This is a genomic window from uncultured Microbulbifer sp., assembly GCF_913055755.1.
Classification (GTDB): domain Bacteria; phylum Pseudomonadota; class Gammaproteobacteria; order Pseudomonadales; family Cellvibrionaceae; genus Microbulbifer.
On sequence record NZ_CAJXKH010000055.1, the window covers coordinates 1 to 25,006 of the forward strand.

Genomic DNA, 25,006 nt, shown 5'->3' on the forward strand with positions numbered 1-25,006 from the left:
AGCGCGATCTGGGGTTGCGGCAACAGCAATGGCCAGTAAAACGCGCTGGCAAACATTTCCGGCGCCTGCAGGATCAGGCTTTGCTCAATCGTCTTTCTGCGCTGGTAATCTTCCAGTAGTGCCACATAGGTCCTGAAACGGGCCTTGATCTTGCGGACGTAATCAAACGGCTCCTGTCCCCGCGCATAGCCATAGCGGGCCTTGCTGTAATACTTCTTCTGGGACAGTAGCAGCATGGCCTTTTCCACGTTGTTAAACCACACCTTGCGCTCCCACCCTTTTTCTTCCGCCAGGTCCTGTGCATCGTACACGTGCCCCAGTCCGGCGTTGTATGCCGCCAGGGTGAACCACATCATGTTCTCGGGGGTTATGCCTTTATCCTCGAATTTCCGGTGTAGCCACTCCAGGTATTTTATTCCCGCGCGCACGCTGGTTTCCGGATCGTACAGGTTCTTCTCCCCGACCTGCTTGCCGGTATCGGGCATAACCTGCATCAGGCCGCGGGCGCCGACCCAGGATTTGGCTTTAGGGTTGAAGGTACTCTCCTGATACATCTGTGCGACGATCAGGCGCCAATCCAGGTCATAGGTGTTTGCATATTTTTTTACAAACTTGTCGAAGGGAGAGATCTCTCCATTTTTATTCAGGGCATTGATTTCCTCGCGGGTGCGTTTGGGGGCTGTAAAGTATTTGTCATCCAGTACTTTGGTCAGCGATTTGGTCTTCTTGCTGTTAAAGAATTTATCCACCGCCTGTTTTAGCTGCGGGTTGCTTTCGCGCATCATCCAGGCGTAGTCGTTATCGTGTATTTGCAGGTCCAGGGCAGTATCCACGTCGGTGCGCCAGGCGTGCTCCAGTTTTACCGAAACCTCATCGGCAACCGCCAGGTCGTACTCCTTGTCGGCGACCTTATCCAGTATTTGCTGGATATTGAGCTCTTCCGGAGCGAGCTCAATCTTGATCCCGGGAACCTTCTTCTTGATTTCCTGGATCACATCATAGTGGTTACTGGATTTGCGAACATGAACGGTGCGGCCGGATAATTCTTCGATACTGCCTAAGGTTTCACCGCCCCTCGATACCACCACAACCTTTTCTTCCATGTAGACCGGGCCAAATGTCATGCCCTGCTGTTTTCGGCGATCGGTAATGGACAGCAGGCTTGCGGCAATGTCGGCCTTGCCTTCCTTGAGATAGGTGAGCAGATCTTCATGGGTGGGTGCGACTACGATTTCCAGGCGCAGCTTCAACTTTTTGGCAAACGCCTGCGCCAGTTCGTATTCATAGCCCAGGACCCTCCCTTTCCACATGTAATAGGTGCCGGGGTGATTGCGGGTAACCACGCGAATTACGCCGTGCTTCTTCATTTCATCGAGGTCGCCGACGTATCGTTTTACGGTCCGCTCGAGTTTGCTGGTGCGCACAAAACTGTCGATCTCTTTCTGTAGTTCCGGGGAGTTTTTGCGGATGCCCCAGCCCAGCTGGCGCTCTTCCGGGAACACTATATTTTTCTTCAGGTTGTCGCGAAATTGCGTCGCCAGATCATAGACCTGCGATTCAACGATGGTGTAGTCAATATGCTTTTCCGAAACATCAATCAATAACTCGACATAATTTCTTTCGATGATGTCGAGCTTCAGACCGGGGTGCTTTCTGGCGAACTCCCGGGCTAGATCCTCATATACAGTGCCCTTGGTGACGGCGAGCGTCTTTCCTTTCAAATCCGACTTGTCGCTTATGGCACTCTCATCATTTCGGGAGGCGAGTATCAGGCGCGTGTTTGCAGTGGGGACGGAAAAATCGATTTCCTGCTTGCGGGCTTCGGTGATGATGAGGTTGTTGGCGATGATGTCGCCTTCACCCTTTTCCAGTAGCGGGATCAGCTGGTCGAAATTATTGGCGTAGAGGACTACCGGCTCGAGGCCAAGGGATTCTGCCAGCCGCTTTGTCTCATCGATTTCTATATCCTGCAGTGTGGCCGAACGGTGCAGGGAGTCTGTATTGGATATGTCGACTAGAATACGCAGTTTCCCGCGCTCCTTGATCGCGGCCAGGTCGCCGGTCTCTGTGTAATTCGGGTAGGCGTGGATCGGGTACTCACCGGTTGTTTCCGGTGCCCAGTCGGCTTCGGGGCGCAATTCATCTTTTTGCGCAGGTCGCAGCGCGGGTTCCCGGTCCTGGTTCTGCTGCTTGCTCTGCTTGCTCTGCTTGCTGTCTTGAGGTGTAGATCTGACAGCATTTTTTTGCGCAAGCGCGGTTTGGCTTTCCGCACCGACGGGCTCCCCGGCTGGTTCCTCCTGAGTTTTCTCAGAGGCGGGTTTATCGCTTGAGGGCGCGTTGCGGGCGGACGTGTCCCTACCGCTGTCGCATCCCGAAAGCAGGGATATGAAGATTACCGATGCGATCGCCAGACAGCGCAGTGCAAGCAACATGAGGGCACGAATTCCTGAAAACTTACTGCAAGTCTAGTTGTCGTGCGCTCGTTAAGTGCTTTCCTGGAACATTTGTGCGACAACCAGGCGCCAGTAATGTTGGAGGAAGGCGGAGAGCGTTGGCGGTGGCAAATCGCGCACCGCCGGAGGTGTCTGTTTAGAAGTTGCCGGTCAGGGCCGGTGCCGGCGTGGTTGTAGCCTGGTTGGCGGGAATCAAGCCGCGAATCATCATGGTTACGGTCCTCTCCAGTAAGGGGGACTCCAGCGCAATGGCGCCACTCAGAACCTGGTATTCCAGGTTCAGAATGGTGCCATGCACGATCTGCGCTGCGGCCTGCGGGTCAGCCATGTTCATCAGCTCGAAAAACTCAATGATCAACTTTTGCGTGGACTGGTTGGCCAGACGCATCGCGCGGGTGAGCTGTTCGTTGCGCAGGGCTTCGTTGCGAAATGCCAGTTCGATCAAGCGGTTGTCGCGATTGGAGGCCTGGCCGCGAATGTGCAGCAGCACGAAGCGGGTGAGTTGCTGGGAAAGTTGCCGGCGACCGGAATGGGATTCCCGCTCCTGGGGAGATAGCTGGTGTACGGCGGTGAAACTATCAGTCTGTAACTGGCGCGTCACCTCGATATTCTGCTCGACGAAATAGGTAAAGGCGTCGCTGATCAGGTCGTTGAGATCTTTGAAGTAATAGGTAGTGGCGGCAAGCGGGACTGACGCTTCCCGTGCGACCGCGCGGTGACGGATACCGCGGATACCTTCCTTGACGATCAGGCGCAAGGTGGCTTCCAGAATGGCTTTTCTACGTTGGCGGCTGTCGGCGCGTTGGGCGCGACGCCCCTGGTAGACCAGCTCAGACTTTCCGTTGTCTTCGGTCATGGTGACATTAATTCCTGTGGTTTGCGGACTTGAGCTATTGAATATCGGGTAATGCGTAATCCTGATGGAAATAGCGAAATAATTATTTTGCCGTCGAGAGGTAGCGACAGTCTGATGATACCTGTGTCGGAAAATAAATAGGTTTTAGATTTTTTTTAAAACCGGACAGTCAAAAAGTTGCCCGGGTTTTTGTCTCGCCCGGGCAAGTGCTCCTGTAAACGGAGGCGCTATTTTATCGATTCGTACCAGCTTCGCTACACAGGAAGCGCGGATTGTGAATTAAATCCCATTACACGTCGTTACACTGGGAAATTATTCGAACGAAACTTCGGTATTGAGGAGATTGGCTTGAGCAATATCAAGAAGTGGTCAGGGCGCGTCCCTTCATTGGGAATTAAAAATTCGCCGCATTTACAAATTACTGAATTTTACCGGTAGTGCGCACGCGCTTGCTGCCACTGACAATGGTCACCTCGGCGCTGCGGCGGCGCTCAATCTGCGTATCGATGGCATTTTTTGCGGCGATCAATAGACCTGCTACCAGAAAGGCACCGGGGGGAAGTACCGCCACCAGAAATCCGGAGTAATCCGCCCCCAGCACCTGCAGGGTCCAGTCCGCTGCCATCGGGCCAAGCAGCAGGTCCATATCCGCAAACAATGTGCCGCGACCGATAATTTCCCGCACCGCACCGATCACTATCAGTACCGCGGTGAAGCCGGCCCCCATCATGAATCCGTCTAACAGGGACGGTAGTACCGGGTTCTTGCTGGCGAAGGCATCGGCGCGGCCGAGAATGGCGCAGTTGGTGACGATCAGCGGAATAAAAATACCCAGTACCAGGTACAGCTCGTAGGTAAAGGCCTTCATCAGCAATTCGGCGCAGGTAACGAAGGTGGCAATAATCATCACCGAGGCCGGCAGGCGCACGGTTTCCGGCATCTGGTGACGCACCAGTGATACCGCGAGATTGGAACAGGTGAGAACGGCAGTGGTGGCGAGGCCGAGGCCGATGGCATTGACCACCGAACCGGTGACCGCCAGTAGCGGGCAGAGCCCCAGTAATTGCACCAGCGCCGGATTGTTTTTCCACAGGCCGTTGTGGGTGATTTCACGGTAGCTTGGGGTGGCCATCAGTTCTGCTCCGGTTGCGGTTGCGGTTGCGGTTGCGGCTCGCCCTCGCCGGGGGCTTCCTGTTGATGGATTTCCACCGCGCGCTTGGAAACCGGTGCCGTGAAAATTTCCTGCTGGTGCTCGGCGACAAAATCCAGCACCTTGCGCACCTGGTTCACCACTGCGCGCGGGGTAATGGTGGCGCCGGTGAACTGGTCAAAGGCACCGCCATCTTTCTGTACTTTCCACAGGTCTCGCGTCGGGTCCTGCAGGGATTTGCCGTTGAACGACAATACCCAGTCGCTCTTCTTTATTTCTACCTTGTCACCGAGACCGGGCGTTTCCGCGTGGTTGGTCACGCGTACACCGGCCACGGTACCGTCGCGATTGACCCCCACCAGCATACGAATGGGGCCGGAGTAACCATCCGGCGCCACTGCGGGAATGATCACCGCACTGATGGTGCCATCTTCCTCCCGCGCCAGATTGATATTGGCTTCCTGCTTCAGCCCCAGCATTGCCCAGTACTGGCGGGGAATGGGATAGGTATCCACCAGCAGGTCATTGCTATGGCGGTCCAGGGGAATGATTTCCAGCAGGGCCTTGGCGGAGGCCTCGCGGATGGCCCGCTCGATGGGCTCGCGGGTGGTGATCTGGGTGATCGCCAGGGTACCGGCGGTCACCAGAGCGAACAGGGTGAGGATAACGGCGTTGGAGCCGATGGAGCGCTTCAGCATTACTGCTCCTCCAGGTCCGTGGCCTTGCGCGCGGCCTTGTGGCCATAGGTGCGCGGCAGGGTGTAGTTGTCGATAAAGGGCGCGGCGAAGTTCATCAGCAGCACCGCGAAGGCCACCGCGTCCGGGTAGTTGCCCCAGGCGCGGATCACAAAGGTCAGCAGGCCGACACCGGCGCCGAACACCAGGCGGCCCTTGTTGCTGGTACAGCCGCTTACCGGGTCGGTGATGATAAAGAAGGCCCCCAGCATGGTGGCACCGGAGAACAGGTGCAGCAGGGGTGAGCCCTCACTCAGGGAGCTGCCGCCGTCATAGAACATCACCGACAGCGCGGCCAGGGTAGCGAGCATGGCCACCGGCGCATGCCAGGTGATCAGGCGGCGAAACAGCAGGAACAGCCCGCCCAGCAGGAAACCGAAGTTCACCATTTCCCAGCCGACCCCGGCCATGTTGCCTTTTTCGAACACCGGCTCCATTGCATAGAGCTGGGAGAGAATGGTGGACTGGTTGAGGCGCACGATTTCCAGCGGCGTGGCACGGGTAAAGCCGTCCACATTCATATTGCCGAAGACCAGGGCAAACGCCTCGCCCAGGTCGGGGGTGCCGTAGATGAGTTCTGCCGGCGCCACCCAGCGGGTCATATCGATGGGGAAGCTGATCAGCAGCACCACATAGCCCACCATCGCGGGGTTGAACGGGTTGTAGCCCATGCCGCCGTAGAGCTGCTTGGCCAGTACGATGGCGGTCACCGTGCCCACCACCGGCAGCCACCAGGCGCAGTAGGGCGGAATCGCGATACCCAGCAGCAGCGCGGTCACCAGTGCGCTGTAGTCCTTCAGGTAGAAGGCCACCGGGCGGCCGCGCAGTTTCATTACTGCCGCCTCGCTGGCCAGCGCGGTGGCGACGCACAGGGCGATATTGATCAGCACGCCCACACCGAAAAACACCACCAGCGCCAGGATGCCGGGAATGGTGGCGGCGGCGACTTGCAGCATCACCTTGGCGGTGCTCTGGCCGGAGTGGGCGTGGGGGGACGTGACTCGCATCAGGGACATGGTGGTTCTCTAATCCTGCGCGTTATTCGGGTTCGTCGCCGGACTGCTCCCGGCGCTTGGCGGCGAGCTTGTCCTGCATCTTGTTCAGTGCGGTTTCAAAGGCACCGGTATTGGGGTCGTCTTCACTGCGGGCTTTTTGCAGGCGCGCCTCGGCCTTGGCTACCCGCTTTTCCAGCGCCTCGATTTCCGTTGCCAGCTTTTCTTCCGGGCTCATGCTGGCGCGAGCCGCTGCGGCGGCCTTGGCCTTTTCGATGGCACTGCTGGCGGCACTCGAGGTGGACGATGCCACCGCGAGCTTGTCGTCGGTAATGGAGGGCTCCGCCGGGGGTGGGGTCTGTTGCGCGGGGGCAGTGGCGGCCAGTTTTTCCGCTTCCGCCAGCTTTTGCCGCGCTTCCTGCAATTTCAGTTCCGCGGTTTTCAACTGCGCTTCCAGCTGCGCCTTCTGCGCGTCTTCGGCTTCCGCCAGCTTGCCCTGCATGCGCTCCACCCGGTGCTCGGCACTGGTGAGCGCGCGCTGGGCGCGGGCCAGTTGTTGCTCCGGTGCCGCCTGCTTGGCCTTGACCCGGGCCAGGGCTGCCGCGACTACATCGGATTCTGCCTTGGCCGCCTTGGCCTCGGGGCTGTCGGCATTCCGTTCCCGCTGTTTGCGCGCTTCCTCCGCCGCCTTCTTGCGGGCGAGGCGCTTGGCCTCCTTTTCCTGCTCGGCCTTTTCCAGGCGCAGGGTGCGGTATTCGAAGCGCTCGCGGGCGCGGTCCGCCTTTTCCTTTTCCAGTTGTGCGGTGCGGATATCGCCCTTGGCGGCGCGGTAGTACTGCACCAGGGGAATACTGGACGGGCACACGTAGGAGCAGGCACCGCACTCGATACAGTCGAACAGGTTGTACGCCTGCAGTTTTTCGCGGTCTTCCGCGCGGGCATACCAGTACAGCTGCTGCGGCAGCAGCGAGGCCGGGCAGGCCTCGGCGCACAACCCGCAGCGGATGCAGGCCTGGGCCGGCGGCGGCGCAGGCAGCTCGCGGTCGGTGGGCGCGAGGATGCAGGTGGTGGTTTTCACCACCGGTGCGGACTCGTCGTCGATGGTGTAACCCATCATCGGGCCGCCGATGACCACCCGCTGCAGTTGTTTGCGGTCGACGCCGTGACTGTCGAGGATATGCCGGATCGGCGTGCCCAGGGGCACCTCGATATTGCGCTGGCGCTCCAGGGATTCGCCTACCACCGTGGTGACGCGGCTGATCAGGGGTTCGCCGAGGGCGATGGCGCGATAGACCGCGCGGGCGGTGCCCACGTTCTGGCACACGATGCCCACGTTGGCGGGCAGCCCCTCGTTGGGCACCTCGCGCCCGGTGAGAATCTGGATCAGCTGCTTTTCACCGCCGGAAGGGTACTTGGTGGGGAACACCACCACATGGAACCGGGTGCCCCGGGCGGCCTTTTTCATCGCCGCGATGGCTTCGGGCTTGTTGTCCTCGATGCCGATCAGCACCCGCTCCGGCTGGTCCAGCAGGTGAGCGAGTATTTCCACACCGGCGACAATCTCCTCCGCGTGCTCGCGCATCAGCATGTCGTCGGCGGTGATGTAGGGCTCGCACTCGGTGCCGTTGATGACCAGGGTGTCGATCTCGGCGCCGCCGCGGGGGTTCAGTTTCACCGCGGTGGGGAAGCCCGCACCGCCCATGCCGGCGATACCGCAGTCGCGGATTTTCTCCAGCAGGTCGTCGACCGGTCGGCTGCGGAAATCTTCCACCGGTTCCAGTGGGTACCACTGGTCGCGGCCGTCGGTGCGGATCTGGATACAGTCCGCCACCATACCGGAGGGGTGGGGTACCGCCATCGGCTCGATGGCCATCACCTTGCCGGAGGAGGGCGCGTGTACCGGGCAGCTTACCGGGCCGTCGCCCTCGGCAATTTTCTGGCCCTTGAGCACATCTTCCCCCAGCTTTACCAGGGGAATGGCGGTGGCGCCGATATGCTGGTTGAGAGGCACGATCAGGTCGTCCGCCAGCGGAATGCTGCCGATGGGCTCCGCGGTGGACTGGTGTTTGTTCTCCGGCGGGTGCACGCCGCCGTGGAAGTCGTAAATCTTCAGCTCCCGCGCCAGGTCGCGGGCCTTCTCGCTGGCAATCAGCTGGGCCTCGCGCGCGGCGCGGCGCTCGCTGGCGGTGACTCTCTGTTCGCTGTGGCTCATGCGGCACTCCGGTCGTCGGTGTGCCGCTCGGGGCGGTCGCTGGCGATCAAGGCAATTCCGTCTCCGGGTTTGTCCGGGTGCCATTGCTGCAGGGACGTCTCCAGCGGCACCATGTCAATACAGTCCACCGGGCAGGGCTCCACGCACAGGTCACAGCCGGTGCACTCGTCGACGATCACGGTATGCATCTGCTTGGCGGCGCCGACGATGGCGTCCACCGGGCAGGCCTGGATACACTTGGTGCAGCCGATACATTCCGCCTCGCGGATAAAGGCCACTTTCTTCACGTCTTCGACGCCGTGCTCCGCATCCAGCGGAATGGCTTCCACATCAAGCAGATTGGCCAGCTCGTTGATGGTGGCCTGGCCGCCGGGGGGGCACTTGTTGATGGCCTCGCCATTGGCGATGGCCTCGGCGTAGGGGCGGCAGCCGGGGTGGCCGCACTGGCCGCACTGGGTCTGCGGCAGGATGGCGTCGATCTGGTCGACGATCGGGTCCCCCTCCACCTTGAAGCGCACCGCGGCAAAGCCCAGCAGCGCGCCAAACACCAGCGCCATGCCGCCGAGGATCAGCAGCGGGGTGGAAACTTCAGACAGCCACTCCATCATCGCCCCCTATACCAGCCCGCTGAAGCCCATAAAGGCCAGCGACATCAGGCCCGCGGTCATCATGCCGATGGCGGCGCCCTTGAAGGGTTTGGGCACATCCGCCACCGCGAGGCGCTCGCGCATGGCGGAAAACAGGATCAGAACCAGGGAGAAGCCCACCGCGGCACCGAAGCCGTACAGGGTGGACTGGATGAAATTGTTGGCCTTGAGGGTGTTCTGCAGGGCCACACCCAGCACCGCGCAGTTGGTGGTAATCAGCGGCAGGAACACGCCGAGCACCCGGTGCAGCAGCGGGCTGGTCTTTTCGATAAACATACGTGCAAACTGCACCACCACCGCGATCACCAGAATGAAGGAAATGGTACGCAGGTACTCCATGCCGAAGGGTTCCAGCAGGTAGGTGTTTACCAGGTAGGAGCAGATCGCCGCGAGGGTCAGCACGAATGTGGTGGCGCCGGCCATGCCGACGGCGGTTTCCAGCTTGTTGGAAACCCCCATAAAAGGACACAGGCCGAGAAACTGCACCAGCACATAGTTGTTGACCAGGATGGTACTCAGCAGAATGACGGTAAATTCGCTCATAGAGATTCCGTTCGAGCCGCAGCGCCGGCCCGGTGTACTGGATGCGCGTAGTACAAATTCTGGGCGGGTTTGGCCGCGGGTGTCGGCGTCTGGCGCCGGATACATCGGCTTGTTGCCTCTGCGCTGCGGTTTCAGAAAGTAATGCTTACCGATCAGCGCCTCTGGCGCTATTTTTGGCGCCTTTCGGGGGCGGTATTATGGGCGAGAGGGTATGGGCGTTCAACTTACCTGCCGTTATAGAGGTATCAGGAAGATTGCTATGAAAATTGAAATTGACGATCTCAGCAGTCCCGCGATCGCGAATTTCCTGCAGGCACACATCGACGACATGCGCAGCATCTCCCCGCCGGAGAGCAAGCACGCGCTGGATCTGGATGGCCTGCGCCAGCCGGACATTACTTTCTGGTCGGTCTACCTTGTGGGCGAGCTGGTGGGGTGCGGCGCGCTCAAGGTGCTGACGCCACAGCATGGGGAAATCAAATCCATGCGCACCGGTGCCGGCGCGCGCGGGCAGGGGGTGGCCACGGCCATGCTCCGGCATATCATTGATGAGGCCCGTCGCCGCGGATACCGCCGCCTGAGCCTGGAGACCGGCTCCATGGCGTTCTTCCAGCCCGCGCACCGCCTCTACGCGCGCCACGGGTTTGAACTCTGCGGTCCGTTTGCAGATTATAAAGAGGACCCCAATAGCCTGTTTATGACCCTGGCCCTGTAACCGGGGTTTCGCACGTAGATCCACCACCCGCGTCCACCATCAACCGGAGTCACCGACATGTCCGACAGCAGCTACACCCCGCCCAAAGTGTGGAAATGGGAAGGCGAGAGCGGCGGCCGTTTCGCCAGTATCAACCGCCCCATCGCCGGCGCCACCCACGAAAAGCCGCTGCCGGTGGGCAAGCACCCGCTGCAGCTCTACTCCCTCGGCACGCCCAACGGGGTCAAGGTCACCATCATGCTGGAGGAATTGCTGGCGCTCGGTCAGGAGGGGGCCGAGTACGACGCGCACCTGATCAGCATCAACGACGGTGACCAGTTCGGCAGCGGTTTTGTGGAGATCAATCCCAACTCGAAAATCCCCGCGCTGGTGGATCACAGCACCACACCGCCGATTCGGGTGTTTGAATCCGGCTCCATCCTGCTGTACCTGGCGGAAAAGTTCGGTGCCTTCCTGCCGCATACGCCGGAGCAGCGCACCGAAACCCTGAACTGGCTGTTCTGGCAGATGGCCGCGGCGCCGTACCTGGGCGGTGGTTTCGGGCACTTCTACGCCTACGCCCCGGAAAAATACGAATACCCGATCAACCGTTACACCATGGAGGTCAAACGCCAGCTGGATGTGCTGGACCGCCAGCTGGCGGAACATCCCTATGTGGCGGGAAAGGAGTACACCATTGCGGATATCGCCATCTGGCCCTGGTACGGCATCCTGGTGCAAAACGAAGCCTACGACGCGGCGGAGTTTCTGGATGCTGCCAGCTACCAGCACGTCAATCGCTGGGCCGATCAAATCGCCGAGCGGCCAGCGGTCAAACGGGGGCGGATGGTGAACTGCACCTGGGGGGACCCGTCCGGGCAACTGCATGAACGGCACGACGCGAGTGACTTTGACACCCGCACCCAGGACAAGATCGCTGGTGGCGAAGACAATTGAGCGCGCAGGCGTTCACGGCATTTAGCCCAGTAATACCAGCGCCGCCTCGAGGGTTTCTGCAATCCCCGCATTCAGTTTCAGCTCGAGCAGGTCATCGGCGCGGGTGCGCCCCAGGTTGAGGGCGGCAATCGGCTTGCGCCATTCCCTGGCGTAGCGACAGAAACGGAAACCGGAATACACCATCAGCGACGACCCCACCACCAGCAGGGCGTCGCTGTTTTGCAAAGCCTCCAGTGCTTGCTGTACCCGCACCTTGGGCACATTGTCGCCGAAGAAAACCACATCCGGTTTCAGGATACCGCGGCAATCCGGGCAGTCCGTCACCGTAAAACTGCTGAAATCCACTTCCAGGTCTGCATCCCCGTCCGGTGCAGATTCCGCCTGGTAGTGCCGGAATGCCGGGTTCAGCGCGTAGCTGCGCTCGTGCACGTGTTGCCGGTTTGCGCGGTAATCACAAGCCATGCAGCGGATCTCATCCGCGCGCCCGTGCAGATCCACTACCCGCGCACTGCCCGCGCGCTGGTGCAGGCGGTCCACATTCTGGGTCACCAGCAATTCCACATGTCCCCGTCGCTCCAGTTCCGCCAGGTGAAAATGTGCCGGGTTTGGCGCCGCATTGCGGATCGCCGGCCAGCCGATCAGGGCGCGTCCCCAGTAGCGCCTGCGGGTTGTCTCGCTGGCCATGAAGTCCCGGTGATCCACCGGCGGTTTGCGCTTCCAGGCGCCACTGGCGTCGCGATAATCGGGAATACCGGAGTCGGTGCTGACCCCTGCCCCGGTCAGCACCAGCAGTCGCGGGTGAGTGCGGATAAACTCCGCCAGCTGCGCCGCGGCCATTTCCGCCGGCACTGCAGCAGGGTCGGTCGCGGGAGAGGTGGGTGTCGGGGAATCGGATACTGGGGAGAAAAGGCTGCTCATACTCAAACTACCGGGCGGGAACCTGTGGCTGCACCAGAATTGTAAACGAGTATGGCGGTGGCAGGTTGCACCAGCGTGACGCCGGCGACGGCAACGCCGCCAGCGCCAGTGGTGAGGGTGTAGTGGCCTCAGTAGGTCTTGTACGGCAGGAATTTGCCGGACATCACCATATTCACGCGGTCGCCCTTGGGGTCTTCCTCGCGCTGGATATCCATGGAAAAGTCGATGGCACTCATGATGCCGTCGCCAAATTCCTCGTGTACCAGTTCCTTGATGGTGGAGCCATAAACGTTCACCAGTTCGTACAACCGGTAGATCAGCGGGTCGGTGGGCACCGCGGTGGGCAGGGAGCCCTTGTACGGGGCTATTTGCAGCCAGGCGACGGCCTCGTCGTCGAGGTCGAACAGCTCGCCGACAATTTCTGCCTGCTTTTTGCTGAAGGTCATCTGCCCCAGGCAGGCGGCGGTGGTCCACTCCTTGGACTGGCCCACGGCATCGGCCACCTGGGCCCATTTGAGGTCTTTGCGCACCTTGGCGGCGAGGATCAAACTGGTGACTTGTTGGCGATCACTGATCATGGTCGGGCTCCTGTGGTTTTTGCGGTCGGGTAGGTATTCCTGTGGATTCGGCTCGGGTTTCAGGTCTGGGTGGCAATCAGGCTCAACAGATAGAAAATGACCAGCAGCAAAGCGCCGGACACAGACTGCCAGAAACGCACCGGGTAGCGCTCCATCAGGGGCGCTCGTGTGGCGTTGACGTAGTCCGGATTGGGGTGGCGCAGCTCGTAGACAAATTCCGACAGCGCCTCGTGGCGGCGCAGCGGATTCGGTTGCAGGGCCTTTTTCAGGGTGGCGTCGATCCAGGCGGGGATCTCCCGGGTCTCGCTGAGCACGCTGCGGTAGTTGAGTCGGTGCTGTGCGGCCACGGTGGTGCAGCGGGCCACCTGGGTGCCGTAAGGGAATTCCCCGCTTAACAGGTGGTAGCTCAGCACCGCGAGGGAAAACAGGTCCGAGCGCGGCGTGCCCATATCGCCGAGAAAATATTCCGGGGCACTGTAGAGTGCGGTACCGAGGATCAGCTGCCCGCTGTCCTGGTGCGTTTCGGCAATACCGGCGACACGGGCCGAGCCCAGGTCGATCAGGGTCGCGGTACCGGCGGCACTGATCATGATATTTTCCGGACGCAGGTCCTGGTGCAGTATTTCCGCCCGGTGCAGCGCCTGCAGTCCCCGCGCAACCTGTTCCACGATATTGCGCACGGTTTCCAGGTCGGGGGCGGGATTGTCTGTCATCCACTGCCTGAGCGTCTGCCCCTCGACAACTTCCATCGCGGTATACAGATAGTTGCGCGGGCGCCTGCTGTCTGCTGCGCGGATCACGTGCGGGCTGTCGACCCGCCGCGCAACCCACTCCTCCATCAACAGTCGTTCGAGATAGGCGGGGTCGTCGGACAGGTCGATGGACGGGGTTTTCAGGATCACCGGGTGACCGCTTTCCCGGTCGCTGGCGAGGTAGACATGGCTGCGGCTGCTGCCATGGATTTCCCGCTCGATGGTGTAGCCGTCGAACGAGTCCCGCGCTTTCAGGATGGGCGGGAGCGGCAGCGTTTCCGCCCGCTCCACCAGTTCGGGAACGGCTTCAGGTAATGATGTGATGCGCACCAGCTGCACGGTGAGGTTGTCGCAGCTACCGTTGGCGAGTGCGGTGTTTGCCAGTGTTTCCGCCGCGCGCTGCAGGTCGTCTTGGTGCTGGTGTAACAGCGCAATAAATTGCTGTTGCGAAAGATATTCGTGGATACCGTCGGTGGTGAGAATAAACAGGTCGTCGCGGGCAAGTGATTCACTCTGGTAGTCCACCTCCAGTTGCGGGGACGCGCCCAGCGCGCGGCTGAGGTAACTGTTCTGCTCTCCCACCCACTGGCGGTGATCGCGGGTCAGCTGCTCCAGGGAGCCCTGTCGCAGTCGGTAAATTCGCGAGTCACCTACATGGAACAGATGGGCTTCATTGCGCCGGAATATGGCGGCGCTAAAGGTGCAGACATAGCCCTTGTCCTGGTCGAAGCGGTAGGGGCTCTGTTGTGTTTGCCCGTGCAACCAGGCGTTGGTGGCCTGCAGCACCTTTTCCACTGCACTCTGCACGCTCCAGGCGTCTGCGGTGCAGTAGTAATCGTCGAGAAAACTGTTGATGGCCGTTTCGCTGGCCGCGGCACTGACGGAACTGCTGCTGATACCGTCGGCAATGGCAAAGGCGGCGCCCTTCATGTCCAGCTGGGGTTCCGGCGGTTGCCGTGCGCCACAGCGGTCCTGGTTTTCCGGTTTTTTTCCCGCGCTGGAATAGTGGCCGGTTTCGAGGGCCAGAGAATTGACCATGGTTATTACTTTATAGCCCCCGAAATTACTGGCCGGATTATTTGTACATGTTATCCGCGAAGGTTCCGATGCCGGGTACAGCTTTGTGAGACCTTCCGCGAGAGGGACCTCGCGGAAGAGCCCCCAGGGATGGGTTTACGGCGTGTCTCACAAAGCTGTACCCGGCAGCGGGACCGCCACCAGTGTCTCAAACTGGTGAACGGATATCTTTTTTTAAGCCAGAGCCTCTTTACCAGAAGTGCGTTCGGCAGCGACCAGCTGTCGCTTGGGTGCGGTCTTGTAGTGGGTGCTGTAAAGGGTGAGGCCGGTAAAGGCCAGACCGCCGATCAGGTTGCCCAGTGCGGTGGGGATTTCGTTCCAGATAAAGTAATCCAGAATCGAGAAGTCGCCGCCCATCAGCATCGCGGTGGGGAACAGGAACATGTTCACCACGGAGTGCTCGAACGCCATAAAGAAGAACAGCATGATCGGCATCCACATGGCCAGTACCTTGCCGCTCACGTGGGTGGAAATCATCGCGCCCACCACGCCCATGGATACCATCCAGTTACACAGCATGCCGCGCAGTAAAATAGTGAACCAGCCGGCAATACCGTACTCCGCGTAACCCAGGGTGCGGGCCTCGCCTACGGATGCCAGCTTGGTGCCCACGGCGCCAGGTTCGGTATTGAAGCCCATGGTAAAGACAAAGGCCATGATCAGCGCGACCGTCAGTGCGCCGGCAAAGTTGCCGAGAAAAACCAGGCCCCAGTTGCGCAGAATGCCCTGTATGGTTACCCCGGGTCGCTTGTCGAGCCACGCCAGCGGTGTCAGCACAAATACACCGGTGAGCAGGTCAAAGCCCATCAGGTAGAGCATGCAGAACCCCACCGGGAAGAGCATGGCTCCAATCAGGAAAACACCGGTCTGCACCGCAACGGTAACCGCAAATACCGCGGCGAGTGCGAGAATGGCGCCGGCCATATAGGCGCGCACCAGGGTGTCGCGGGTGGACATGTAAATCTTGGATTCCCCCGCATCGACCATTTTGGTCACAAATTCGGATGGGACTAGGTAAGCCATAATTTTCACCTTCTTGGATGTTGTAAGGGCCAGGTGTCCATCTGTGCTTGGCTGTCAGCAGGCGAAGGGGTGATCACTGCCACTGAAAAACCGGGGCACAAAAAAAGCGCCCACACAGTCCGGTCATTGCCGGAAAGTGATGGACGCCTTTATCCAGTGTGTTCGGGTTGTAATGGCCCTGCCGTGGGCCGGATAAGGATTCCGAGAATCCCTACGCCATGATTCAAGCAATCTCAGTGCCAACTTTTTGGGGCCGCTTTTCCCTCTGGATTAGTGCCTTTCGAGGAATATGGCGCCAGGATCATTCGTGGGTGCACCAGTAGGGTGCGGCCAGATGCTGATGCCCGATTTTTGTGCCTGTCTGTGGGGAATGCGTTTATCCCTGTCGGTCGGATCGAAAAAATCTGGGTGGAAATATCCGACGCCGTGTATGGGCTGGAATATTTATTGCTGATGAACTGTGGAAGGGGGCCTGAGGTTGAAGGCGCTTAACCGCCATCCACAGAGGCAAGTTGCATGTCGATTCACAGCGAAGACGCGGAGAAGTTCCTGCTCGCCGCCAAACGGGCAGAAATTGATGCGCTACAGCGCTTGTCCCGCAGTTGCGAACTGGTCACCACGGTTTCTGACCTGGTGCATCACCTGCAGCGCGAGCGGGGGATCAGCAACATTTACCTGGTGTCTGAAGGCGCGCGTTTTTGCCACCAGCGCAAATTGCAGATCGGGTTTGCCGGCAGTAGCGAGCAGCGCTTTCGGCAGCTGCTGCACCAGCGTTACCTGAATGCCAGTGAAGCGCAGAATATGCGCCTGCTGAACAGTATCGCCTACACCCTGCACGGGCTCGACGACCTGCCGGCACTGCGGCACCGGGTCGACGAGCACGAGATCGCCGCACTGGAAGCGACCAGTGCCTATTGCCGTTTGATCGCCGGATTGCTTTCGGTGGTGTTTGAAGCGGCAGATGTGGCGGACGATCCGGAAGTGACCCGGATGCTGATTTCCCTGTTCAACCTGATGCAGGCAAAGGAATTTGCCGGGCAGGAGCGGGCCTGGGGGGCGATCGGCTTTGCCGGCAGCCACTTCGACGCCGCGTTGCACGACCGCCTGCGTCATCTGCAGGAGTGCCAGGCGCGCAGCATGGAACTGTTTGCCGAGTATGCGGGGCCGGGGGAGCTGGAGCGCTGGCAGGGAATTGAAGACAGCCAGTCTACCGGGGACCTGCAGCGCCTGCGCGGGGTGATCGCCGGTCTGAAGTCGGGACAGCCGATTGCCGCGGAAATCAGTGAAGTCTGGTACCAGTTGGCGACTGCGCGCATCGATTGCATGCACGGGCTCGAAGATGCGATGGCGGAGAGGCTGCTGGCCGTCAGCCGCTCCCGGGTGGCGCAGGCGCAGTCGGAACTGGGGCACCACTATGCACGGCTGCAGGTGATGAAAAATGCCGCCTGGCCGCCGGCACCGGCAACGACACTGCTGTTCGATCCGGATGTGCCCGGGCTGATCGGAAATACCAGCGCGGCGGCGGGCATGTCGCCGCTGCATTCACAGAAGCTGGAGCAATCCCTTTACGACCTGATTCGCGACCAGGTCGCGCATATTCGCCGGGTCAGCGACGAGCTGGAGGAAACCCGCCGCGCGCTGTCCGAGCGCAAGCTGGTGGAGCGGGCCAAGGGGGTGTTGATGCGCAGTTTACGGATGAGCGAGGATCACGCCTACCGAACCATTCAGCAGCGCGCCATGGCGATGAATATGAAGCTGGTAGATGTGGCGGCAATGATTCTGGAAATCGGCGAAGGGGAAATTCGCCGGGACTCGAAATCCCGGGGTTCGAATTCAGAGTGCAGCCTGGCTTGATATTCTCTGATCAGATCGGGCACCGTCAGAACGCGCGGTAGGACAGGTAAAGATGCCAGAGTGTGGAGGGGGCGGGAGAATTAAAAAAGCGCTGTGAAATAAAACCGCCGGCAAACGCCAGCCCCATTGCCAGTGGCAGAGGCACCCTCTGTGCCTGGTGCAGCGCGAAAGATTTCTGCTGATTCAGTAGCTGCATTGCCTCGCTGCGCTGCCGCTCCATATTGTAACTGCAGGTCTCAATGCGTTTATTTAAAGATCTCAGCGACATCGTTCAGCGCCTCTTTGGTCTGCCGTGTGGTTTCGTCGAATCCCAGCATGGCGCGCAGGTTGCGCAGATACAGCAGAATGCCCACCAGAATCAGAATTTGCGCAACCAGGAAAATCCCGAAACCGATATAGATCGACTGGGTAAAGTAATAACCGAGCAGCCCCAGCCCGCCGCACAGGCTGAGGACCAGCGCAATGGCGAGCGGCAGCAACATCAACAACAAGGCGGCAATGCGCTTGCTCGCTTCCAGGGTGCGATTGAATTCCAGCTGTACCAGTGTGGTCAGGTTCTGGAACCAGGCGGTGGCCAGTGTGAGCGTCGCTTCTCCGCGCTCGAGCAATTGGTCCAGTTCATGCTGCTGGCCGTGCACGGCTTCCTCGCTTTCCGAGTACCCGGTTTCGGGTCTTGTGGAACCTTCCGGCCTATGTGATTCTGGCATAGCCGCACTCGCCTCGATAGTTAAAGCTCGTGACCGGCGCTGCGTATGTGTGGCGCACCGGCACGAGTGTCACAACTGCTGCATTTATTTCAGTATCTTGGCAATCAGCCAGCCTGCCGCAAAGGCGCAGCCGACACTGACTAGCGGATGGGCCTTGATAGAGTTTTCTGCACGTTCGGTTACATCGTGGGCGCGCTGCTTACCTTTTTCCATGGAGTCGCGGGTGCGGGTCTTAACCGAGTCCGCCGTTTCACGAGCGCGCGCCTTCATATGCTCGGCCGTATCGTGGGCAGCTTCTCCAGCCAGATGATAAGCCTGGCTGAGCTTCTCGCGGCCTGAATTGTGAGGGGCTTTAGTGGATGCCATAGCGCACTCCTTCAAGTGTTGGAGGTGAGTAGAAATTCTAGGGTCGCGCCACGAAATCACCATTTTTTCGATGTTCATCGGTATCCATCAATCATGAAGTGTAAGCATTTTGGGTTTGCCAAAGTGGCCGGCGTGGTTTGGGGATTTTAATAAGAAAAAATTATTTAAATCATGTTTTTTATATCAGGTAAATCTGGCGGCTGCCTCGCTGCTATTTGATATGTCTCCAAATGCTTGTGTTGAAGTTACGTGTATGGTTGTTTACATGCAGATGTAAGCGTTAGTTAAAAGGCATGTAACAATCAACAAAAAGGACTCCAGGAGGGAGTATGAATAAATTAATAAGTGTGCTGATTTCTACGTTCTTATTATCAACCAACCTTTACGCGGAGAACCGTAGCGAAAGTGATGGGGCTGCGAGCCGCATAGAAGCTGATGTTCGCTTTCTCGCAAGCGATTTACTTGAGGGGCGGGAGGCTGGGACCCGGGGGTACGATCTCGCGGCTGCGTATGTGGCGGAGCGCTTGCGGGCGATTGGTCTGGAGCCGGGAGTCGGGGATAGCTATCTTCAGCAGGTGCCGCTGGTCGAGTTTGAGCCTGCATCGGAAAATTATGGTGAGCTGACTATCATGCGCGATGGTGTACCGATCGACCTTGTACAGGGGGTGGATTACGCCGTGTTGCCGAATGTCATGAGCCGCAGCAGCGAGGTTGAAGGGCCCCTGGTATTTGTGGGGCAGGGTATTGACTCCCCTTTTTTTGGACGCAACGACTACAAGGGATTGGATCTTAAGGGAAAGATCGCCGTATATTTTATCAGCACAGATCCAACCTTGCCCTCTGAAGAGGCTGCCCACTTTCGTCGTATGATTCTTGGGAATGTATCCGATCGCGGCGCGGTAGGTGCGCTTACTCTGTATACGCCGGGTTTTGAGAAGATTATCGCCTTCGAAAAGCTGGCAAAAATGGTCAAGTCTGATTCACGCATGCGGTGGCTGGAGGATAACGGAACTCCTCATGAAATGGCGCCGAATATAAAAGCCGGGGCTTTTTTGAGTGACACGGTGGGAGAAAAATTATTCGCTTATGGAGATCTGAGCTGGGAGTCTATTCTGGAAAAAATAAAAACCGGCGAGGTCCCCAGTTTTGATATGGAAATTACCGCTAGGATTAAAACTGAATCCAGGCATAGAAACCTGTTCAGCCATAACGTGGTCGGTGTGTTGCCCGGTTCTGACCCGAAACTCCGCAATGAATTTGTTCTGGTTACCGGCCACCTTGATCACGAGGGGGTGAAAACAGGCCATTCCCCCGAATCCGACCAGCTGTTTAATGGCGCCATGGACAATGCCGTGGGGATTGCCACCATGCTCGAAGTGGCAACACAGATGGCTAAGAATCCACCTAGGCGTTCCGTTATCTTCCTCGCGGTAACCGCGGAAGAAAAGGGACTGATCGGCTCGGATTACTATGCGCACAACCCTACCGTAGACAAGCGGAGTATTGTCGCAAATATCAATATTGATATGCCGGTACTGACCTACGAGTTTGAAGATGTAGTCGCCTTTGGCGCTTCTCATTCCTCGCTCAAGCAGCTGGCGGCAGAAAGCATCGAAGGTCTTGGGGTTCAGTTGGTGCCCGACCCCGCTCCGGAGCAGGCTATTTTCGTACGCTCCGATCAATACAGCTTCGTAAAGCAGGGAGTTCCTGCCATCTATCTCGATACCGGCCCCGGCGGGGAAGGGAAAGAAGCCACCGGCAAATTCTTTGAGGAGCATTACCACGAACCTTCCGATGAGTGGTCACTGATCCGCTATCCGGTCGCGGCAAAATTCTCGTTGTTGAATCAAAAAATCACCGCTGCTGTCGCCAATGCGGAGGAGCGTCCGCGGTGGAACGAGGGGGATTTTTTCTCGGTAACATTTGGTCCTGAAAAGAATCGCTTGCCGGAGCAGGCACTGAGGACACCCAAGTAAGGGGTTGTGGGATCTTATCGCTCGTTTAACCAGCGGGCGATATTGTCCACAACGCCATTGAGTAACCGCTGTCGGCTCTCGCGGCTGATCCAGGCATTGTGCGGAGTAATAATAAGGTTGGGGATATCGGCATCCAGCAGTGGATGATCGGCGGGGGGAGGTTCCACACTCAGCACATCCAGGGCGGCACCGCCGATGTCGCCCGCCTTCAACGCGTCTATCAGCGCCGTTTCATCCACCAGTCCGCCGCGGGCGGTGTTGATCAGGAAGGCGGACTTTTTCATGCTGTCGAGAAAGTCCGGGTTGACCAGTTTCTCGGTATTTTCCGTCAGCGGGCAGTGCAGGCTGATCACATCCGATTCCGCCAATAATTTCGCCACCGGCACGCGGCCGGGTTTCTGTTCCCCGGTAAATGAATCCGCGATCAGGACATGCATGCCCAGTGCCTCCCCCAGTGCGGCAACCTTTTTTCCCAGGTCGCCGTAGCCGATAATGCCGAGGTTTTTGCCGGCGAGTTCCATCACCGGATAATCCAGGCGGCAGAATATGGGAGACTGGCTCCAGCGGCCGTGGCGTACATCGTCGCTGTACTGGTGCCAGCGGGTGGCGAGGGCGAGGATCAGGGCGATGGTGTGTTGTGCGAGGGAGTTGCCGGTATAGCCGGCGACGTTTTTGACCGGAATACCTTTTTCTTCGGCGGCCTCCAGGTCGATGTTGTTGGTGCCGGTGGCACATACGCAGATCAGCTTGAGGCTGGGCGCATTCTCGATCAGCGCGCGGTCGAGCACCACCTTGTTGGTGATCACCACGTCGGCGTTTTTGATACGCCCGGCAGTTTCTGCAGGGGCGGTGGTCTCGAAATAGTCCCAGTGGTCCAGAACATCTTCCAGCCCGGAAGTATCCAGTTCTTCCAGTTTCATGGTCAGGGTATCGAGAAACACACCACGCATCTGTCGTATCCTTTCTTCTAACTGTCGAACTTGCCGATAAGGCCCTCAGGGGCTGTTTTCTGCGGAACGATTGCCGATGAGGTTGTGGAGCAGAAAATTGCCCCTGAGGGCCGCCCTGTACCTCATTCAAGTCTGGTGGCGGTGCCGCTACCGGGTACAAGCTTGTGAGACACGCCGTCAACCCATCCCTGGGGGCTCTGCACCGCCATCCATGGCGGTGAAGGTCTCAAAAGCTTGTACCCGGCATCGACACCTTCGCGGAAGTTTCAATGAGTAAACTCTGATTTTACTTCCAGAGTTACATCACCCGCATGCCAGGCTGGGCACCGGAGTGGGGTTCCAGAATCCACAGGTCCTTGCCCCCCGGGCCCGCCGCCAGCACCATGCCCTCGCTCACGCCGAAACGCATCTTGCGCGGGGCCAGGTTGGCCACCATCACCGTGTGTTTGCCGATCAGGTCTTCCGGGCTGTAGGCACTCTTGATACCGGCAAATACATTGCGGGTCTCGCCGCCCAGGTCCAGGGTCAGGCGCAGCAGCTTGCCCGCGCCCTCCACGTGTTCCGCATTGGCGATCAGCGCGATGCGCAGATCCACCTTGGCAAAGTCGTCGAACTGGATCTGCTCCGCAATGGGATCGTCCGCCAGCGGGCCGCTGGCTGCCTTGGCTTCCGCCTGCAGTTGCGCCAGGGACTCCTTCGCCGCTTCCTGCATGGCTTCCACCTGGGTCTTTTCAATCCGCTGCATCAGCGGTTTGAACTTGTTGATGGTGTGACCCGCCAGCGGCGTAGTGGCCGAGGCCCAGTCCAGCTCCACGCCGAGGAATTCCTCGGCCTTCTTCGCGGTTTCCGGCAGTACCGGTGCCAGCCACGTGATCAGGGCGCGGAACATGTTCACGCCCTGGGAGCAGATCGCCAGCACTTCGTCTTCCTTGCCTGCTTCCTTGGCCAGTGACCAGGGGGCCTTGTCGGCGATCCAGGCGTTGGCGGCATCCGCCAGCGCCATGATCTCGCGGGTGGCACGGCTGTATTCCCGGGCCTCGAAGTGTTCGGTGATGCGCGGGCCCGCTTCCACAAACTGGTTCCACAGCGCTTCATCCGCCAGTTCGGCAGCCAGGGCACCGCCGGACTTGCTTACGAACTTGGCGGTGCGCGAGGCGATGTTCACCACCTTGCCCACCAGGTCGGAGTTCACCTTGGCGATAAAGTCTTCCAGGTTCAGGTCCAGGTCGTCGACGCCGGCGGTGAGCTTGGCGGCGAAGTAGTAGCGCAGGTATTCCGGATTCAGGTGATCCAGGTAGTTGCGCGCATTGATAAAGGTGCCGCGGGACTTGGACATCTTCTTGCCATTTACCGTCAGGAAGCCGTGCACGCACACCTTGGTGGGGGTGCGGAACTGGGCGGAATCCAGCATGGATGGCCAGAACAGGGCGTGGAAGTTGACGATGTCCTTGCCGATAAAGTGGTACACCTCGGCGGTGCTGTCCTTTTTCCAGTATTCCTGCCAGTCGAGGCCTTTGCCGTCACAGTAGTTTTTCAGGCTGGCCATGTAGCCGATCGGGGCGTCCAGCCACACGTAGAAGTACTTGCCCGGCGCGTCCGGGATCTCGAAGCCGAAGTAGGGGGCGTCGCGGGAGATGTCCCATTCCTGCAGGCCCTCGTCCAGCCACTCGGACAGCTTGTTGGCCACTTCGTCCTGCAGGGTGCCGGAGCGGGTCCAGGCCTTGAGGAAGTCGGTGAAGGCCGGCAGGGTGAAGAAGAAGTGCTCGGACTCCTTCTCCACCGGGGTGGCGCCGGAAATGGCGGATACCGGGTTGATCAGCTCGGTGGGGCTGTAGGTGGCGCCACAGGCTTCACAGTTGTCGCCGTACTGGTCTTCAGTCTTGCAGCGGGGGCAGGTGCCCTTGATGTAGCGGTCCGCCAGGAACAGCTCTTTCTCCGGGTCGAATGCCTGGGTAATGGTGCGTGAGGCGATGTGGCCATTTTCCCGCAGGCGCTTGTAGATCATCGCCGACAGTTCGCGGTTTTCCTCGGAGTGGGTGGAGTGGTAGTTGTCGACGCCAATCAGGAAGCCGGCAAAGTCTTTCTCGTGCTCCGCCTGCATGTTGGCAATGTGCTGCTCCGGTGTCAGGCCCAGTTGTTCGGCCTTGAGCATGATCGCGGTGCCGTGGGCATCATCCGCGCACATGTACAGGCACTGGTTGCCCTGGGCGCGCTGGAAGCGGGCCCAGATGTCTGTCTGGATATACTCGAGGATATGGCCCAGGTGCAGCGAGCCGTTGGCGTACGGCAGGGCGCTGGTTACGAGGATGTTCCGGGGCTGTGTGGGGAGCTGAGACATGCGGATTCCCAAGACTGCGACTGATCGGTAAAACAAATTTGATGTAAGTTTTCAAAACCGCCGCCGACGGTTAGAAGGCGGTGGTGAAAAGAGCGCGGAATATAGCAGATATGGGGCCTGCACGGCACCCGAACGGGGCCGGCTTGTCAGCCGCGGGGGGCTTGTCACACAATGCCGGCCCCGGATCTACCTCCCCCGGCAGCAACTCATTACAGCAAGAAGGAAATGCCTGTGAGCGACCACCACGATCACGACCATCACCACGACGATCTTCCCGCCGGTGTCCAGGAGGCCCTGGAGCAGGTTGCGGAAGCTATCGGCCAGCTGCAGGACCCGGCAAGCGGGCACCCGCTGGATGACCTGGAGGCGGATATTGAGGTGGGGTACGAGGATGGCACCGTGTACACCGGGGTAACCCTGGGCTATCCCTGCGCCAGCCTGCAGGAGGCCTGGGCGCAGCGGGTGCGGGCGGTGTGCGAACCGCTGCTGGCGGAGGGCGAGCTCGCCGGCGCCGAGATCCACAGTGATCTGTTTTTCGAGGTGCCGCGTACCAGTGGTAGTGGGGCAACGGAAATGGCGGAGCCGCTGCGGGCGGTAAAGAACATCATCGCCGTGGCTTCCGGTAAGGGCGGTGTGGGCAAATCCACTACCGCGGTGAACCTGGCGCTGGCGCTGGCGGCAGAGGGCGCCTCGGTAGGGCTGCTGGACGCAGATATCTACGGCCCCAGCCTGCCCACCATGCTGGGCACCGAAGGGGTGCGACCAGAAGTGCAGGGCGGCAAGTTCTTTGTGCCGGTGATGGCGCAGGGGCTGAAAACCATGTCCCTCGGTTACCTGCTCACCGAAGACACCCCTGCGGTGTGGCGCGGCCCCATGGCCAGCGGCGCGCTGAACCAGATCCTCACCCAGACTTTGTGGACCCAGGGTGACGAGGAGCTGGATTACCTGATCGTGGATATGCCCCCGGGCACCGGTGATATCCAGCTGACCCTGGCACAGAAGGTGGCGCTGGCGGGGGCAGTGATCGTGACCACGCCTCAGGATCTGGCGCTGGTGGATGCCATCAAGGGGGTGGAGATGTTCCGCAAGGTGTCGGTACCGGTGTTGGGAATCGTGGAGAACATGGCCCTGCACACCTGCTCCAACTGCGGGCACCAGGAGCCGATTTTTGGCAGCGGTGGCGGCGCGAAGATCGCGGCGGATTACGGTACCGAAATGCTGGGTCAGTT

At 59.5% G+C, this 25,006-nt stretch carries 22 protein-coding genes; 5 read left to right on the forward strand and 17 right to left on the reverse strand.

Features of this window, described 5'->3' with window-relative positions; translation table 11 throughout:
- The 8 genes from QZ511_RS10535 to rsxA form a co-directional block, all read right to left on the reverse strand.
- The coding region (locus QZ511_RS10535; protein WP_295802273.1) for a transporter substrate-binding domain-containing protein at positions 1 to 2,138 on the reverse strand (2,138 nt) is incomplete at its 3' end.
- A gap of 451 nt (positions 2,139 to 2,589) precedes the next feature.
- Positions 2,590 to 3,309 (reverse strand): TetR/AcrR family transcriptional regulator, encoded by a 720-nt coding sequence (locus QZ511_RS10540; RefSeq protein WP_295802274.1) that lies wholly within the window; start codon positions 3,307 to 3,309, stop codon positions 2,590 to 2,592.
- Between the two features lie 418 nt (positions 3,310 to 3,727).
- Positions 3,728 to 4,441 carry an electron transport complex subunit E gene (locus QZ511_RS10545; RefSeq protein ID WP_295802275.1) on the reverse strand — a complete coding sequence of 238 codons (714 nt, stop codon included), beginning with the start codon at positions 4,439 to 4,441 and terminating at the stop codon, positions 3,728 to 3,730.
- A complete protein-coding gene (rsxG, locus tag QZ511_RS10550; RefSeq protein ID WP_295802276.1) occupies positions 4,441 to 5,157 on the reverse strand; it encodes an electron transport complex subunit RsxG in 717 nt (238 codons plus the stop codon). The genes QZ511_RS10545 and rsxG overlap by 1 nt, the downstream gene beginning before the upstream one ends.
- The gene (gene rsxD / locus QZ511_RS10555) at positions 5,157 to 6,209 is read right to left on the reverse strand and encodes an electron transport complex subunit RsxD (RefSeq protein ID WP_295802277.1); all 1,053 of its coding nucleotides are present in this window, start codon (positions 6,207 to 6,209) and stop codon (positions 5,157 to 5,159) included. Before rsxD ends, rsxG begins: the two co-directional genes overlap by 1 nt.
- 22 nt (positions 6,210 to 6,231) lie before the next feature.
- A complete protein-coding gene (gene rsxC / locus QZ511_RS10560) occupies positions 6,232 to 8,397 on the reverse strand; it encodes an electron transport complex subunit RsxC (protein WP_295802278.1) in 2,166 nt (721 codons plus the stop codon).
- Positions 8,394 to 9,005 (reverse strand): electron transport complex subunit RsxB, encoded by a 612-nt coding sequence (rsxB, locus tag QZ511_RS10565; RefSeq protein WP_295802279.1) that lies wholly within the window; start codon positions 9,003 to 9,005, stop codon positions 8,394 to 8,396. Before rsxB ends, rsxC begins: the two co-directional genes overlap by 4 nt.
- Positions 9,006 to 9,011: 6 nt before the next feature.
- On the reverse strand, positions 9,012 to 9,587 hold the full coding sequence (gene rsxA / locus QZ511_RS10570) for an electron transport complex subunit RsxA (protein ID WP_295802280.1): 576 nt from the start codon (positions 9,585 to 9,587) through the stop codon (positions 9,012 to 9,014).
- A gap of 259 nt (positions 9,588 to 9,846) precedes the next feature.
- On the opposite strand from rsxA, the gene QZ511_RS10575 reads away from it, so the two are divergent.
- Together QZ511_RS10575 and yghU are read left to right on the forward strand one after the other, a co-directional pair.
- Positions 9,847 to 10,302, forward strand: a complete 456-nt coding sequence (locus QZ511_RS10575) for a GNAT family N-acetyltransferase (RefSeq protein WP_295802281.1) — start codon at positions 9,847 to 9,849, stop codon at positions 10,300 to 10,302.
- Positions 10,303 to 10,359: 57 nt separating this feature from the next.
- Positions 10,360 to 11,238, forward strand: a complete 879-nt coding sequence (yghU, locus tag QZ511_RS10580; protein WP_295802282.1) for a glutathione-dependent disulfide-bond oxidoreductase — start codon at positions 10,360 to 10,362, stop codon at positions 11,236 to 11,238.
- Between the two features lie 21 nt (positions 11,239 to 11,259).
- On the opposite strand, the gene QZ511_RS10585 is transcribed toward yghU, so the two are convergent.
- The 4 genes from QZ511_RS10585 to QZ511_RS10600 form a co-directional block, all read right to left on the reverse strand.
- On the reverse strand, positions 11,260 to 12,156 hold the full coding sequence (locus QZ511_RS10585; protein ID WP_295802283.1) for an NAD-dependent protein deacetylase: 897 nt from the start codon (positions 12,154 to 12,156) through the stop codon (positions 11,260 to 11,262).
- Positions 12,157 to 12,284: 128 nt separating this feature from the next.
- Positions 12,285 to 12,734 (reverse strand): cyanase, encoded by a 450-nt coding sequence (gene cynS / locus QZ511_RS10590; RefSeq protein ID WP_295802284.1) that lies wholly within the window; start codon positions 12,732 to 12,734, stop codon positions 12,285 to 12,287.
- Positions 12,735 to 12,793: 59 nt separating this feature from the next.
- Positions 12,794 to 14,524 (reverse strand): bifunctional protein-serine/threonine kinase/phosphatase, encoded by a 1,731-nt coding sequence (locus tag QZ511_RS10595; RefSeq protein WP_295802285.1) that lies wholly within the window; start codon positions 14,522 to 14,524, stop codon positions 12,794 to 12,796.
- 213 nt (positions 14,525 to 14,737) lie between these two features.
- The gene (locus QZ511_RS10600; protein ID WP_295802286.1) at positions 14,738 to 15,586 is read right to left on the reverse strand and encodes a formate/nitrite transporter family protein; all 849 of its coding nucleotides are present in this window, start codon (positions 15,584 to 15,586) and stop codon (positions 14,738 to 14,740) included.
- Positions 15,587 to 16,102: 516 nt separating this feature from the next.
- Between QZ511_RS10600 and QZ511_RS10605 the strand changes: the two genes are divergently transcribed.
- Positions 16,103 to 17,440 carry a nitrate- and nitrite sensing domain-containing protein gene (locus QZ511_RS10605; RefSeq protein ID WP_295802287.1) on the forward strand — a complete coding sequence of 446 codons (1,338 nt, stop codon included), beginning with the start codon at positions 16,103 to 16,105 and terminating at the stop codon, positions 17,438 to 17,440.
- 25 nt (positions 17,441 to 17,465) lie between these two features.
- Here QZ511_RS10605 and QZ511_RS10610 read toward each other — a convergent pair whose 3' ends face one another.
- The 3 genes from QZ511_RS10610 to QZ511_RS10620 all read right to left on the reverse strand — a co-directional run bounded on the left by QZ511_RS10610 (position 17,466) and on the right by QZ511_RS10620 (position 18,513).
- Positions 17,466 to 17,660 carry a hypothetical protein gene (locus QZ511_RS10610; RefSeq protein ID WP_295802288.1) on the reverse strand — a complete coding sequence of 65 codons (195 nt, stop codon included), beginning with the start codon at positions 17,658 to 17,660 and terminating at the stop codon, positions 17,466 to 17,468.
- Positions 17,661 to 17,685: 25 nt separating this feature from the next.
- The gene (locus QZ511_RS10615) at positions 17,686 to 18,147 is read right to left on the reverse strand and encodes a hypothetical protein (protein ID WP_295802289.1); all 462 of its coding nucleotides are present in this window, start codon (positions 18,145 to 18,147) and stop codon (positions 17,686 to 17,688) included.
- A gap of 84 nt (positions 18,148 to 18,231) precedes the next feature.
- Positions 18,232 to 18,513 (reverse strand): hypothetical protein, encoded by a 282-nt coding sequence (locus tag QZ511_RS10620; RefSeq protein ID WP_295802290.1) that lies wholly within the window; start codon positions 18,511 to 18,513, stop codon positions 18,232 to 18,234.
- Positions 18,514 to 18,842: 329 nt separating this feature from the next.
- On the opposite strand from QZ511_RS10620, the gene QZ511_RS10625 reads away from it, so the two are divergent.
- Positions 18,843 to 20,489 (forward strand): M20/M25/M40 family metallo-hydrolase, encoded by a 1,647-nt coding sequence (locus QZ511_RS10625; RefSeq protein WP_295802291.1) that lies wholly within the window; start codon positions 18,843 to 18,845, stop codon positions 20,487 to 20,489.
- A gap of 14 nt (positions 20,490 to 20,503) precedes the next feature.
- On the opposite strand, the gene QZ511_RS10630 is transcribed toward QZ511_RS10625, so the two are convergent.
- A complete protein-coding gene (locus QZ511_RS10630) occupies positions 20,504 to 21,439 on the reverse strand; it encodes a D-2-hydroxyacid dehydrogenase (RefSeq protein WP_295802292.1) in 936 nt (311 codons plus the stop codon).
- A gap of 298 nt (positions 21,440 to 21,737) precedes the next feature.
- Positions 21,738 to 23,777, reverse strand: coding sequence for a methionine--tRNA ligase (gene metG / locus QZ511_RS10635; protein ID WP_295802293.1), 2,040 nt, complete (start codon positions 23,775 to 23,777; stop codon positions 21,738 to 21,740).
- 231 nt (positions 23,778 to 24,008) lie between these two features.
- Between metG and apbC the strand changes: the two genes are divergently transcribed.
- Positions 24,009 to 25,006 (forward strand): iron-sulfur cluster carrier protein ApbC (apbC, locus tag QZ511_RS10640; protein WP_295802294.1); only part of this gene is annotated, 998 nt, incomplete at its 3' end.